Genomic DNA, 14,358 nt, shown 5'->3' with positions numbered 1-14,358 from the left:
TGGTAAGCCAGGTAGCGGTGTTTATCGGAGCGCAGATGGAACTCGGCAGTTCAGAATAGACAATAATTCGATTCAAGGAAATCATGCACCGAATTTTCCCCATGGGCATTTGAAGACTTATGTTCCAGGGGCTACAAAACCCACAGCGAATAATCATATTTCGGTCTGCGAATGAGGTCGGTTATGGAAAAAATCCTGTTCGGAATAGTTGGGAAAATCATCGCTGGAGATGACGCAGGTTCATACGTTAAGGTAGTGGATGACACAGCGAACACAGGAGGATTTTTAATCCTGACAGCGGATTACCCTGATATGAGTACTGGCTTTGATAATTGGGTTGAAACAAAAGAGGCTGTTGGAAGCTTTTTTGCAGAGTCCAATTGGAAAGTCGATTGGCAGATAGACAGATAGCGACGAGGGGCCGCTCACACGCGGCCCCTCAGTTCGTCTACTCGGTGATAATGATCAGCCGCCTATGTTCAACATTGATCTTGACGCGCTGCCCTGCTCTGATTCCGGCGTACTCGATCCATCGCCCCGGCGAACTTGAGCCACGAATAAAGCGGCGGCTCGGGACGTTGCCAGACCAAGTGAATGACTGCAGCCTCGCCTTTCTTTACCTTGGCGAGAATTTTCAGGCGGTTGTTGATTTAGCCCATAAGCAAAAGCCAAAGGTGACCACGGAAGATGTGATTCAATGCCTCAATCACTATGCCAACCATACAATTTTCTTGATCTAAGTTAGAGACAAAATAACATCAATCGCATGCGTAGGCGACAGCACCACCCACGGCGGCCGCATCATCACCGGATCAGACACGATGGACATCGACGGACGTAAAGGCGCGCGTGTGGGCGATCTCGTGTCATGTCCCGAACACGGCGTTAATCCGATCATTCAAGGCTCGGACATGCTAACCGACACCAACGGCGAACACGTTGCGCTGAATGGCCATCTCACAGCGTGCGGCAGTCGAATAATTGCCTTAGGCGATCATGGCTCGATTGATTGACTAGCTCTGAGCGTGAGATCACGCGCTCGGGCAGGTACGAGCAGACCGGGTTCGACGTGCGCAACATCACTATTTCCGTGGGACGATGTCGGCTGGCGGCATCAACGGAAGCTGGTGTCGAGACACGCTACGAGCGCGACCCAAAGGAACGCTCAGTGCTCGCAAGGTCGGCAAGCGGGCCCCAGAAGATTGCCACTACGACGCGCGGCCGCCAAAACTTATGGAAGCCGATAAGTCTGCATCCACGACCGATAGACCCGAGCGACTTCATGGCACCAAGTAGCCGTTGTCACGCTCATGCTAACGGCGGAATCACGTCGAATGTATTAATTGCGATCGGGCAAGATAACCGATTCCCCGGATCTGCCCAAACCACCGCCTGAACTGCCAAACAAAGCCCTAAAACACCTTCCCCGGATTGAGAATCCCATCCGGATCGAGCGCCGCCTTGATCGCGCGCATGGCTTCGAGATCGGTCTCGCGGCGGCTCTGCGGCAAGAAGTGCCGCTTCTTCACGCCGATTCCATGCTCGGCCGAAATCGATCCCGCGAACTCGCGCGTCACGTCGTAGATCACACTGTCGATCTCGTCGTGATCGTGCTTGCCCATGCCCGGCACGTCCACGACGATATGAATGTTGCCATCGCCAAGATGCCCATACGTCAGGACGAGCGCCTGCGGCCAGCGTTCGCGCAAACGCGCCTCGCACTTCTGCGCGGCATCGCCCACCTGCGCGATCGAAAAGCTCACGTCGTACGCCGCGTGATTCGGAATGAAGCGCTGATACTCGCCGGGCGCATCGCGAATCGACCAGAAGTCGCGCGCGTGCGCTTCCGACGACGCAATCGCGGCGTCCGTCACCACGCCGTCTTCCAGCATCGCGCCGAGAAACTCTTCGAAGGCATCGCCGTGACGGACCGGATCGGTGCCGACGCTCTCCAACAGCACGTAGAACGGATGCGCATCCGCGAGCGGCGCGCGCAGGTTCCTGAGGTTGCCGATAACGGCATCGTGATAACCCGCCCACATCACTTCGAACGCGGATACCCCTGCGGCCAGCCCCGCCTGCGCACGCGTCAGCAGCGTGGTCACCGCGCGAAAGTCCGGCAAGCCGCACCACGCGGTGGCGGTCGCCGTTGGCTTCGGCCGCAATCGCAGCACGACACGTGTGATGATCGCGAGCGTGCCTTCGCTGCCGATCAACAAATGCCGCAAGTCATAGCCGCTGTTGTTCTTGATCATCTTGTTCAAGTCGCCGATGACCTTCCCGCTCGCCAGCACCGCTTCGACGCCGAGTACCTGATCTCGCATCATCCCGTACTTGATGACGCGGTTGCCGCCCGCGTTGGTGGCAAGATTGCCGCCAATGGAACAACTGCCGCGCGCGCCGAGATCCAGCGGAAAGTAAAAGCCCGCCGCGCTCGCCGCTTCCTGCACCACTTGCAACGGCGTGCCCGCTTCCACCGTCATGGTCGCGGAGACTTCATCGATCTCGAGGATGCGGTTCATGCGGTCGAGACTGAGCACGACTTCGTCCGTCAGCACGTTCGCGCCGCCCACGAGCCCGGTGAGCCCGCCTTGCGTGACGACCGCCTGCTTGTATTTCGTGCAGAGAGCGAGCGCCTTGGCGGCTTCCTCTGTGTTGCGCGGCCGGACGATGGCCGAAGGCGTCGCGCCCGGCAACCCGCTCCAGTCCACGACGCGCCGGTCGCCGAACTCTTCGGGCAACGCGACGACTTCCGCGCCAAGGGTTTCGCGCAAGGCGCTCACTGCTTCGCGTGCGGTCATTTGATGCTCGTCTCCATGCTGTTTTTGCGGATCACCAGACAGTGTAGCCACCGTCCATGACGAGGTCCGAACCGGTCACGAAGGCGCTCGCGCGCGAAGCGAAGAACACCACGCCGGGCGCGATTTCATCGGGCGTCGCCATGCGGGCGAGCGGCGTGCCGTCGATCCACACCTTGCGCCACGTTTCGTTTTCGAAACCGCGTTTCGTGAGTTCGGTGCCGACATATCCCGGCGATATCGAATTGACGCGCACGCCATCCGCGGCCCATTCCGCCGCGAGCGAGCGCGTCAAATGAATCACGCCCGCCTTCGATGCGTTGTACGACGCCTGCGGCTGCGGCTTGTTGGCGATCGACCCGCTCATGCTCGCGATGTTCACAATGCGCCCGGACTTCTGCCGCGTCATGTGCCGCGCGGCGCTTCGGCAGCAATAGAACACGCCGTCGAGGTTGACCGCGAGCACCGCGCGCCAGGCGGCATCGTCGGTTTCGAGCGCGGAGGCATTCTTTACGATGCCCGCGTTGTTCACGAGCACGTCGAGCTTGCCGTGACGCGCGACGACGGTATCGAAGGCTTGATCGACAGACGATGAATCCGTCACGTCCAGTGCGACGAACGTGCCGCCGACTTCCTGCGCGGCCTTTTGTCCGAGCGTTTCATCGCGATCCGCGACGACGACCGTCGCGCCCGCGCTCTTCAAGCCTGTCGCAATCGCAAAGCCGATGCCTTGCGCCGCGCCCGTCACCACGCAGACATCGCCATCCAGACGGAAGGCATCCAGTGTCGAACTCATGTGCGCGCTCCTTCGAAGACGACGATATCCGCCGTGCCATCCGCGTGACCGACGATCATCTCGCTTGCAATGCCGGTGAAGAGGCCGTGTTCGACCACGCCCGGAATGGCGTTGAAGCGCGGCGACAGCGCGAGCGGCTCGGGAATGGCTTCGAGATGACAGTCGAGAATCCAGTTGCCGCTGTCGGTGACGACGAGTTCGCCATTCTTCACGCGCCGCTCGATACGCACGCTTTCGTCGAAGCCCGCCGAGACGAACAGATCGCGCAGCAAACGCTCCGTGCTCTGCCAGCCGAACTGGATGATCTCGATAGGCAAGGGAAAGCGTCCCAGCGTATCGAAGACTTTCTTATCGTCGACGACAGCGACCATCTTGCGCGATGCCGCCGCCACGATCTTTTCCCATAGAAGACACGCGCCGCCGCCCTTGATCATGCTGCCCTGATGATCGATCTCGTCCGCGCCGTCGATAGTCACGTCGAGCCGGTCGATCTGCCCTAGATCGGTCAACGGCACACCGAGTTCGAGCGCAAGCTCACGCGTGGCGTTCGAAGTCGGCACGCCGACGATATCCAGCCCGTCCTTCACGCGCGGCGCGAGCGCACGCACGAACCAGTGCGAGGTCGTGCCCGAACCGAGACCCACCTTCATGCCCGGCTTCAGATAGTGATCGACCGCCTTGTTGCCAGACACGAGTTTCGCTTCGTCCTGTTTCGATGCGGGTTTGAGCTGGGCATAGCCCGGTTCGATATACGTAGCCAATTGCGTCTCCGTTGACTTGCTTAGTCCATGAATTTGTCGGTGAACCACGGGTCGAGCGCGGCGAGATTGTCGGGCAACTCGCGGCCTTGAGCGAGGCCGAGCATCGCCACGAGCATGTTCACCACGAGCAGATGGTTGATCCGCGCCGTGAGCGGCGTGTACAGCTCGGTGTTCTCATAGGCGGGCACGGCAATGGTCAGATCGCACGTCTGCGCGAGCCGCGAGCCGGGCGCGCAAATGGCGATGGTGATTGCACCCTTGCCCTTGGCCATGGCGGCGGCCATCACGAGCGACTTGGTCGAGCCGGAATGCGAGAAGAACACGGCCACTTCGTCGTTGCGCAAGGTTGGCGCGAGCAGCAACTGACGCTGGCTTTCGAGCACTACGCGGCAATGCAGCCCCAAGCGAAAGAACTTGTGCTCGGCATCGAAGGCAATGGTTTCGGAGATGCCGAGGCCGAACAGAAAGATGCCCTTCGCCTCGATCAGATACTTGGCCGCGCGCTCGATGGCGCTCGCATCGACATCCTTGGCGAAGCGCTGAATGGCGTGCAGCGAGTTGTTGATGATCTTGTTGCAGACGTTCTCGGGCGCGTCGGCGTTGGTGATCGCTTCGTAATCGAAGGGCGCTTGCGGAATTAGACCCTGGCCCAGACGCACCTTGAAGTCCTGATAGTCCGCGCACTCGAAGCGCCGGAAAAAACGCACCACGGTCGGGTCGCTCGTCTGCGCCGCTTCGGACAACTCGGCCATGCTCATCTTGAGCGCGGCTTCGGGCGCGCCCAACAAGACATCGGCGATACGCAAGGTCGCGCCCGTCAGCGCAGGGTGTTCGAGCGCAATGCGCCGCAACAGGTCGTTTCTCATCAGGCTCCCGGCAGGCGCGACGCATTGAGCGCGGCGCACCTTGTTACTAGATCGGCGAACGAGTCGAGCCGGGCATCCTCGGCAACGGGAACGTCGGGTCCCGTGCCCCAGTTGACGATCAGGCAACGCACCTGCGCACGTTCGGCGCATTCGGCGTCGATGCGCGTATCGCCGATATAGAGCGCATGCTCGGGCGCGACGTCGAGCGCTTCGAGCGTCGCGAGCAGATGCCGGGGATGCGGCTTTCTCTGTGCAAGCATATCGCCTCCGATCACCGAGCTGAAGTACTGCTCGATGCCGAAATGCGCGAGCACCGCCTGCGCCAGATGCTGTGCCTTGTTCGTGCATACGCCGAGCTTGATGCCCGCCGCATGCAGCGCGGGAATCGCGGTGAGCGCGTCGGCGTACACGGTCGCTTCGCCAACCGGGTGCTGCTTGTAAATGGACAAATACGCTTCGACGTCGGCGCTCACGCGATCATGATCGAGCGTGAGACCCAAGCCCTTGTACAACTTGTCGATCAGCCCGAACGAGCCTTCGCCGATGTACTGCGCCACGAAGCTCACCGTCTGCGGCGGCAGGCCATGCGTCGCGAGCAGACGATTCACCGCGTTGGCGATATCGGGCGCCGTGTCGACGAGCGTGCCATCGAGGTCGAACACGATGGCATCGACAGGAACTTCCGCGAGATTGACGGTCATCGGTTGGTGCTCTCCGGGTAGGCGGGTTCGGCTGCGATACGCTCATAGACCGGGCGCAACGTGTCGTACAGCGTGCGGAAGGTTTCGAAACGTGCGTCGTAGAGCGGCCCGAGTCGCGCGTCGGGACTGATGCGCTCCGTCACGCGCAAGGTGCTGACGGCTTCGTCGAGCGTGGTCCACCAGCCCGCGCCCACGCCGGCCGCGAGCACCGCGCCGTATGCGCCGCCTTCCGACGCGCCCGTGACGGTGGTGACTTCGCGTTGCAGCACGTCGGCAAGCAGGCGCAGCCAGAGGGGTTCGGCGGTCGCGCCACCGGACACCCGCACTTCGTCGCAGGCGAGGCCTGCGCTTGACCCCAGCGCCGCGATGGCGCGAATGTTCAACAACACGCCTTCCATGACGCTGCGCACGAGGTGCGAGGCGTCGTGCATCGAGGTGAGGCCGATCCACGCGGCACGGCCGTCGGCGGCAACGTGCGGGCAGCGTTCGCCAAGCAGATAAGGCAGGAACAGCAAGCCGTCCGATCCGGGCGCGGCGGCTTTGGCGAGATCGGTCATCTCCGAGAACGACAGCGCGGACGTCATGCGTCTTAGCGCACCGCGCAGCCATTCGAACGCGCCGCCCGCCGACAGCGTCACGCCCATCACATGCCAGCGGCCCGGCGCGTTGCCGCACGAAATCTGCAACTGGCCTGTCGCCACCGGACACTCCCGCATGCCGCCCGCGACGATACCCGCCGTGCCGATGGTCACGCCGAGCGGTCCGGTATCGATCGCGCCCATCGACGTGGTCTGGATCACCGAATCGCCGCCGCCGCCGAAGACGGGTGTATCGGCGGACAGGCCCCACGCTTGCGCAAGCTCAAGCCGCAAGACGCCCGCGCGTTCGGTCGATTCCACGACCTCCGGCACGAGGCTCGCGGGCAGGTCGAGCAGCGAGAGCAGCGCTTGCGACCAGGCGCGGCGCTTTACATCGAAGAGGCCGGTACCGGATGCATCGGAAACATCGGTGATATGTTCGCCCGTCAGACGCAGGCGCAGATAATCCTTCGGGTTCAGCATGCGCCTCATGCGCGCGAAGAGTTCGGGCTCGTGCTCGCGCATCCACAAGAGCTTGCCCGCAGTGAAACCCGGCAGCATGCGGTTCTGAACCATCGCAAGCAAGCCGTCGAGACCGCCCGCGCGCGCGGTGATCTCATCGCAATGGGGCGCCGCGCGTTGGTCGCACCAGAGAATCGCGGGGCGCAGCACGTTGTCGGCTTCGTCGAGCGCGGCAAGACCATGCATCTGACCCGACAGGCCGATGCCCGCCACCGCACGGCGATCCGGCAGCGCGGCGAGCACTTCGGCCAGCGCGCTTTGCGTGGCCTGCCACCAGTGCTCCGGGTCTTGTTCCGCCCAGCCCGGACGCGGCGAGACGAGCGGATAAGACGCGAGCGCCTTCGCCGCCACGCGCCCATTGCCATCCACCGCGATGACTTTGCACGCGGACGTCCCCACGTCGATGCCGAGAAGATAGCGTTCCATCGTCGCTCTCCGCTCAGGCGCCGTGTCGCAAACGCACGTGCTTCAGATGCAGATACCCTTCCATGCCTTCGCGGCCGTGCTCGTAGCCCGTGCCGCTCTGTTTGCGGCCGCCGTAGGGCGCGTTCATGATGCCCGCATCGACGTGATTGATGGCGACGTTGCCGAAGTCGAGTTCGCGCGAAAGCGTGAAGCTCTCCTTGACGTGCTCCGTGTACGCATAGGCCGCGAGTCCGGCGGGCGTGCCGTTGGCTGCATCGATGGCTTCGTCGAGCGTCTTGTAAGGCGCAACGCCGATCACCGGGCCGAAGGTTTCCTCGTGCATGACGAGCATCTCGGGCGTGCCATCGGCGATGACGGTCGGCGCGAGAAACAAGCCCGCGCCGGAACCGAGCGCGGAAGGACGCCCGCCGCCGCAGAGAATGCGCGCGCCGCGCTCGCGTGCATCGTCCAGATGCCGCTCTACCTTGACGACGCCCGCGCGCGTGGCCATTGGTCCGATATCCGCGCGTTCGTTGGCCACGCCATCGGCGACGACGAGTTTGTTCGCGCCTTCGGTTAGCCGCGCGAGAAACGCGTCGTAGACCGACTCTTGCACATACGCGCGATTGATCGAGATGCAGATTTGCCCGGCATTGCGAAACGCGCGCCGCAACGTGCCCGCGACGGCGAGATCGATATCGGCATGCGCGGTCACGATGAGCGGACAACTGCCGCCGAGTTCCAGCGACAGACCTGTGATGCCGCGCACCGTGCGATAGATGTCCTCGCCCGCCGTGCCCGAACCCGTGAACGCCACCTTATCGATACGCGGATGCCCGACGAGCCGCTTGCCCGCCTCGCGCGCGCCCATTACCAGATTGGCGACGCCCGCTGGCAAGCCCGCGCGATCCACGCAGCGAAACACGGCTTCCGCGCTCGAAGGCGTGTACTCGGAAGGCTTCACGACGATCGTGCAACCCGCCGCCAGCGAAGCCGCGAGCTTCCAGCCGATCAGTTCGACCGGATAATTCCACGGCGCAATGGCCGCGACCACGCCGACCGGTTCCTTCTCCACGAAACTGACGAAGCCATCCTCTTCGTTCGGAATGGTTTCGCCATAGATACGCACCGCCTCTTCCGCGTAATAGTGAAACGCCTTCGCGAGTTTGCGCGCTTCGCCTTGTGCTTCGGCCAATGGCTTGCCCATTTCCACCGTGATCGACATGGCGATCGCGCGTTCGTCCTTCGCGATTTCGTCGGCGATAGCGTGCAGCAGGCGCGAGCGTTCGAACGGATTCACGCGCCGCCATGTTTTGAACGCGCGCGAGGCGGCTTCGATTGCGGAATCGATCACGTCCTGGCTCGCATCCGGCGCGCGGGAAACGACTTGCTCCGTGCTCGGATTCGTTACGTCGATCCATTCGCTCACGCCTTCTTTCGTGAAGCGTCCATCGATATACATCTCGCAGTGTCGTGGTTCTGTCATGGCGAAAAAGTGGTGAATGCGTTTATTGCGAGACGAAGTTGACGCGGATCGCGTCGACGGCCACCGCGACGAAAATCAGAATGCCGCCGATCATCTGCACGTAGAACGACGGCACTTCGGTGATCGCGAGACCAACGTGGATCACCGTGAGCAGCAGCACGCCGCCGAGAATGCCGAGCGCGCCGCCGCGTCCGCCGAACACGCTCACGCCACCGATGATCGGCGCGGCAATCGCATACAGCAGGAAGCCTTCGCCCTGATCCGAGGTAATGGCCATTTGCCACGCGGCAAGCAGATAGCCCGCGACGCCCGAAAGAAAGCCCGACAACGTAAAGGCGATCACCTTCACGCGATTCACGCGAATGCCCGCCGAGTTGGCCGCGAGCGCGTTGCCGCCGGTCGCATACAGATAACGTCCAAGCACGGTCTTGCGCAGCAAAAAGCCCATGCCCAGCAGCACGACGAGAAACACGATAGGCATGACCGGCCAGTTGTTGATGGTGTACTGCCCGATCCAGATATAGCCCGCGGACATATCGGAGATGGTGTTGCCCTGCGTGACCGCAAGCAGCGAGCCTTGCAGCACGATCATCACGGCCAGCGTCTGGATCAGCGAGACCATCTTGAGGCGCGTCACGCACATGCCGTTGAAAAAGCCGATAGCCGTCGCCGCCGCGATGCCCACCGGCACGCCGACAGCGGGCGACAAGCCGAGCCGCGTCGAAACGATCGCGCCGATGGCCGCCGAAAAGCCCATGTTGCTGGCGATCGAGAGGTCGATCTCCGCGACCATCAGCGGCAACGAAACCGCGAGCGCGAGCAAGCCAAGCACGGTTGCCTGCACGAGCACGTTCTGCAGATTCGAGAGCGTGAAGAAGAACGGATTGAGTACGCCGAACACGATCACGAGCGCCGCGAGCCAGAGCCACACGACGTTCTGAAAGACCCACTGCACGCCCGCTCTGCTGCGCTTCGTGCCCGGCGCCGCGCCCGCCTTCGACAACGTGGCCGGCGCCGGCGTGATATCGCTACCTGATTGCATGGACTCTCTCCTCATGTTTGGCTCGCGAGCGGTTCCGGCTCGGTTTGTACCGACGCGGTTTCGACGTTGAACGCCGATTGCAGGATCGCGTCCTTCTCTATCTGCGCGCCCGTGTATTCACGCTCGATGCGCCCGCCCACGAACACGCAGACGCGGTCCACCATGCGCACCATCTCGTCGAGATCGCTCGTGATGACGATCACCGAGAGGCCTTCGCGCGTCAGCGTATCGATGATTCGGTGGACTTCTTCCTTCACGCCGACGTCGATGCCGCGCGTGGGTTCATCGAGAATCAGAAGGCGCGGCGACGTGGCGAGCACGCGGCCGAGACACACCTTTTGCTGATTGCCGCCCGAGAGCGTGCCGAGCAGCACTTCGGGCGTGGCCGCCTTCACGCGAAAGTGTTCGAAATAGCGTTTGACGACGTGACGTTCCGCGCCCGCGTCGATCACGCCGCCGTGCGAGACATCCGCGAGACTCGACAGCGTGATGTTGTGCGCGATGCTCTGCAGACCGACGAGGCCATCGCGATGCCGGTCGTCCGACAAATACGCGATGCCGCGCTCGAACGCCGGACCCGGATGATTCGGCATGACGCTTGTGCGGCCGTCGTGCGAGACGCGACCGCTTTTTGCGCGATTCAAGCCGAAGAGCGCCAGCGCGAACTCCTTCGCGCCCGATCCCGGCAAGCCCGCGAAGCCGACGATCTCCCCCGGCGCAATCGAGAAGCGCTCCACGTCCACGCCCGGTGCGACCAGGTCTTCGACGAGCCACGCGGCGCCCGCCGCGTCGCCTGCGCCGCGTGCACGGGTGGCTTCGCGGTCGCGATAGAAAAGCGGCACGTCGCGGCCGATCACGAGTTCGGACAGGCCGTCGGAGTCGATCTGCGAGAGGTCGTCGTGCTCGCCCGCGAGTTTGCCGTTGCGCAGCACGGAGACGCCGTCGCAGATATCGAGAATCTCTTCGTTGTAGTGCGAGATGAAGACGAAGGTCACGCCGCGCGCCTTCAGGCTGCGCATGAAGTCGAACAGATGTTCGCGGTCGGCGAGCGTCAGCGCGGTCGTGGGTTCGTCGAGAATCAGCAGCTTGCCGCCGCTATGCAGCGCACGCAGGATGTTGAGCTTGCGCTTGGCGACCGCCGACAGCAAACGCGCGGGCATGCGCGGATCGAAACCCGTTCCTTCGAGCGCGATCTCGACGCTTTGCATCTGCGCGCGCTGGTCCACCTGTTTCAAGAGGCCGCGCTTGACCGGCCAGCGGCCCAGCATGAGATTGTCGGCGACCGACATGGAGTCGACGATCATCGGTTCCTGCGTCACGAGGAACACGCCGCGCGCTTCCATCTGCTTGACGTCCGAGCCTTGCATGTCCTCGCCGTCGAAGGTGATGCTGCCTTCGGTCGGCGCCGTCTGGCCGGAAATGAGCCGCACGAGCGTCGATTTGCCCGCGCCGTTTTCGCCGAGCAGACCGTGAATGGTGCCGCGCCGGATGTTGACCGACACGCGATCCAGCGCGACTACCGCCTTGTAGCGCTTGACGACATCGTGCGTTCTCAGGATGTACTCGTTGCTGCTCATATCCGCCATGAAGCGAACCTCCGTTTGGCGATGGCGCGCGAAGCTCGCGCGCCGCCCTGCTCAACGTGAATTACCGGTGCATCAGGAGTAACGCAGTCCCCATTCGTTATAGGCGATGTTGCCCCACTGGCGTTTGTCCTTCACCGAGGAGGCATCGACGATAAACGGCTGGATCACGAGACTCGGGCCGGTCTCCGATTTGGTGATCTGCGCTTTCTCCCAAAAGTACTGGCTGTTCTGATACGGCCCGAGCGGCACCGGCTGGCCCTTCAGCGAATACTTGTCGAGCATGTCGACGGTGATCTGCGCGTAGGCGATCGGGTCTTGCGAAACCACCGCATCCATGTAGCCGTCCGCGATCCATTGCAGCGCGGCCGGCTCGCCGTCGATATTCACGAAGATCACGTGTCCCTGCTCGCCGACCTTCTTCCACTTGCCCTTTTGCTGCAAGGCCGTGACGATGCCGCGCGCGGGCGAATCGCTCGGCGCGTGGACGGCGTCGAGATCGGGATACTCGGAGAGTGTCGAGAGCGTGACGGACAACATGTTCTTCAGGAGCCCTTCGGTCGGACGGCTGATGAGCTTGACGTCCGGATACTTCTTCATCGTCTCCTCGAAGCCTTCCTTGCGCAGCCGCCACGCCACCGATTGCAGCGCGCCGTAGCAGTTGAGCACCGAGCCCTTTGCCGACCCGTGCTTCTTCTTGAGCAGACCGACAATGGCTTCCGCCGCCATGATGCCGCCCTGATGATTGTCGAAGTCCACCGTCACCGCGACATCGCCGCCGAGCGCGGGGGTATCGATAATGCCGACGGGGATTTTTTTCATGTTGTACTTCTTGATGACGCTGACGATAGCCTGGCTGTCGATCGGGTCCGCGATGATCGCCGACGGGTTCTTCAACATCAGGCTGTTCCACTGTTCGAGCTGCGTCGTGTTGCTGAAGTTGGCGTTGACGGCCTGAAACGTCCAGCCCTTCGCTTCGACGGCGCGCTTCACCGCTTCCTGCTGCGTGGCGAAGAAGTAGTAATCCAGACTCTTGTTGCTATAAGGAACGAACACTTTCTGCTGGGCGAAAGCCTTGCCCGAGACCGACGAAAGCGCGACCGAACCGGCCGTGGCGGCAAGTCCCGCCAGGAACTTTCTACGCGATGCGACTTCCAGTGCTTCTTCCATAGTTGTTGTCTCCTCAACACCGATATGGCAGCGACATTCGCCACGGGACTTGCGCCTTGGGTCAGGTAGTAAATTTCTTTTTGACCGTAGTAATACGAACAAAATATACAAAACGCTGTGGGCGGGCGACAAGATAGGGTTTACTAGCTGACGCGCTGCAATACTATGTGCAGCAAGCCTTTCGGCGAATTTTCAGCGCAAATAAAGTGTCCGTTGCAAACGTAGCGTTACTATTTTTTGACATGATGTCGAGCGAACGGACTACGGCAACCCTTCATTTCGCCGACGAAGGCATCAGGGCGCGCGAAAGCTGAAGCTGGTAGAGATAAGACCAGCACGCTTGCTCACTCAAGGAGACACCACATGAACGACGCCACGCGTTATCGCGTGAATCCGGACGCCTTGCGCGCGTTCGTCGCCGAGGTTTATAAAAGCGTGGGCGCGAACGCCGAGGACGCGCACATCGCCGCCGATGCAATGGTGCAGGCCGACCTCTGGGGTCATCAGTCGCATGGGGTGTTGCGGCTCGGCTGGTACTACGCGCGGTTGCGTTCGGGCGCCATGAAGGCGTCGACCAGCCTGAGTTTTCCCGTCGATGCAGGCGCCGTCGCGGTCATGGACGGCGGCGACAGCATAGGTCCGGTGGTGGGACGCGCGGCGACGCTCGACGCAATCCGCCGCGCGAAGGCGCATGGCATCGGCGCGGTATCGGTGCGCAACTCGAATCATTTCGGCACGTGCATGTATTTCACGCGGATGGCGGCGAACGACGGCTGCATCATGCTGTGCATGACCAACGGCGGCCCGAACATGGCGCCGTGGGGCGGGCTCAAGAAGATGATCGGCACCAATCCGTGGTCCGTGGCCGCGCCCGCCGGACGTTATGAACCGATGGTGATGGACGTGGCGAACTCGGGCGTCGCGCGCGGCAAAATCTTTCTCGCGCAGATGCGTCACGAACCGATTCCGCTCGGCTGGGCCGTGGATTCACGCGGCCGCCCGACGACCGACCCTGTGGAAGGCCTCAAGGGTTTCATCCTGCCGATGGCAGAGCACAAAGGGTATGCGATCGGAACGATGGTCGACGTGCTTTCCGGCGTCCTCTCGGGCAGCGGGTGTCTGACGGACGTGCACGGTCCGTACGATCCGGTGAATCGCAGCCGCGCGGGGCATCTGATGATCGCGCTGAATGTCGCCGCATTTCAGCCGCTCGACGAGTTCAACGCGCGCATGGAGCGCTATGTGGAAGCGCTCAAGGCCGCGCCGCCCGCCGAGGGTGTCGACGAAGTGTTCTATCCGGGCGAGAAAGAAACGCGCGCCCAGCAGACTCAACTCGAAGAAGGATTGTGGCTGCCCGCCGATACCATCGCCGGGCTGGACGCGGTCGCCGCCGAAGCCAACGTGAAGATCGTGGCGCGCGACTGACCGCGTGAGACGCGTCGTTCAGGCAAACGTCGCTTCGTTCTGGCGGGCGGCGCGCGGCAGCATCCGGTCGAATTCACGCTTGACGATGCCGTAGCATTCGCACGCGCGCTCTTCGAGACCAGCGCGGTCGAGCACCTTGATGCAGCCGCGGCTGTGATGGATCAGACCCGCGTCGTGCAGCTTGCCTGCGGCTTCCGTCACGCCTTCGCGACGCACGCCGAGCAT

At 62.4% G+C, this 14,358-nt stretch carries 14 protein-coding genes; 3 read left to right on the top strand and 11 right to left on the bottom strand.

The window, feature by feature from the left end:
- The first annotated feature begins 183 nt into the window (after window positions 1-183).
- Both NCR40_RS30650 and NCR40_RS30645 read left to right on the top strand, forming a co-directional pair.
- Complete coding sequence (locus NCR40_RS30650; RefSeq protein ID WP_250511745.1) at window positions 184-411, top strand: hypothetical protein; 228 nt, start codon at window positions 184-186, stop codon at window positions 409-411.
- 341 nt (window positions 412-752) lie between these two features.
- A complete protein-coding gene (locus NCR40_RS30645) occupies window positions 753-1,013 on the top strand; it encodes a PAAR domain-containing protein (protein WP_250511755.1) in 261 nt (86 codons plus the stop codon).
- A 399-nt stretch (window positions 1,014-1,412) separates the two neighbouring features.
- Here NCR40_RS30645 and NCR40_RS30640 read toward each other — a convergent pair whose 3' ends face one another.
- From NCR40_RS30640 to NCR40_RS30595, 10 genes are all read right to left on the bottom strand, one after another.
- On the bottom strand, window positions 1,413-2,801 hold the full coding sequence (locus NCR40_RS30640) for an FAD-binding oxidoreductase (RefSeq protein ID WP_250494269.1): 1,389 nt from the start codon (window positions 2,799-2,801) through the stop codon (window positions 1,413-1,415).
- A gap of 31 nt (window positions 2,802-2,832) precedes the next feature.
- On the bottom strand, window positions 2,833-3,594 hold the full coding sequence (locus NCR40_RS30635) for an SDR family NAD(P)-dependent oxidoreductase (RefSeq protein WP_250511744.1): 762 nt from the start codon (window positions 3,592-3,594) through the stop codon (window positions 2,833-2,835).
- Window positions 3,591-4,355: a ribose-5-phosphate isomerase RpiA gene (rpiA, locus tag NCR40_RS30630; protein ID WP_244831883.1), complete on the bottom strand. Its 765-nt coding sequence runs from the start codon at window positions 4,353-4,355 to the stop codon at window positions 3,591-3,593. The genes NCR40_RS30635 and rpiA overlap by 4 nt, the downstream gene beginning before the upstream one ends.
- Before the next feature lie 20 nt (window positions 4,356-4,375).
- Complete coding sequence (locus NCR40_RS30625) at window positions 4,376-5,221, bottom strand: MurR/RpiR family transcriptional regulator (protein ID WP_244831884.1); 846 nt, start codon at window positions 5,219-5,221, stop codon at window positions 4,376-4,378.
- Window positions 5,221-5,922, bottom strand: a complete 702-nt coding sequence (locus NCR40_RS30620; RefSeq protein WP_244831885.1) for an HAD-IA family hydrolase — start codon at window positions 5,920-5,922, stop codon at window positions 5,221-5,223. Before NCR40_RS30620 ends, NCR40_RS30625 begins: the two co-directional genes overlap by 1 nt.
- Window positions 5,919-7,448, bottom strand: a complete 1,530-nt coding sequence (xylB, locus tag NCR40_RS30615) for a xylulokinase (RefSeq protein ID WP_250511743.1) — start codon at window positions 7,446-7,448, stop codon at window positions 5,919-5,921. Before xylB ends, NCR40_RS30620 begins: the two co-directional genes overlap by 4 nt.
- 13 nt (window positions 7,449-7,461) lie before the next feature.
- Window positions 7,462-8,913, bottom strand: a complete 1,452-nt coding sequence (locus tag NCR40_RS30610) for an aldehyde dehydrogenase family protein (protein WP_250511742.1) — start codon at window positions 8,911-8,913, stop codon at window positions 7,462-7,464.
- Window positions 8,914-8,935: 22 nt separating this feature from the next.
- A complete protein-coding gene (locus NCR40_RS30605) occupies window positions 8,936-9,955 on the bottom strand; it encodes an ABC transporter permease (protein WP_250468124.1) in 1,020 nt (339 codons plus the stop codon).
- Window positions 9,956-9,966: 11 nt separating this feature from the next.
- Window positions 9,967-11,541, bottom strand: coding sequence for a sugar ABC transporter ATP-binding protein (locus NCR40_RS30600; RefSeq protein ID WP_244831889.1), 1,575 nt, complete (start codon window positions 11,539-11,541; stop codon window positions 9,967-9,969).
- Between the two features lie 72 nt (window positions 11,542-11,613).
- Entirely contained in the window at window positions 11,614-12,708 is a 1,095-nt protein-coding gene (locus NCR40_RS30595; RefSeq protein WP_244831890.1) for a sugar ABC transporter substrate-binding protein, read from the bottom strand.
- Window positions 12,709-13,071: 363 nt separating this feature from the next.
- On the opposite strand from NCR40_RS30595, the gene NCR40_RS30590 reads away from it, so the two are divergent.
- Window positions 13,072-14,133, top strand: a complete 1,062-nt coding sequence (locus NCR40_RS30590; RefSeq protein WP_250511741.1) for an Ldh family oxidoreductase — start codon at window positions 13,072-13,074, stop codon at window positions 14,131-14,133.
- 18 nt (window positions 14,134-14,151) lie between these two features.
- Here NCR40_RS30590 and NCR40_RS30585 read toward each other — a convergent pair.
- The coding region (locus NCR40_RS30585; protein ID WP_250511740.1) for a helix-turn-helix domain-containing protein at window positions 14,152-14,358 on the bottom strand (207 nt) is incomplete at its 5' end.

This window comes from Caballeronia sp. GACF4, from assembly GCF_023631025.1.
GTDB lineage: Bacteria > Pseudomonadota > Gammaproteobacteria > Burkholderiales > Burkholderiaceae > Caballeronia.
The sequence above is the reverse complement of the archived record's forward strand: the minus strand, read 5'-3'. Positions and strand labels throughout refer to the sequence as shown.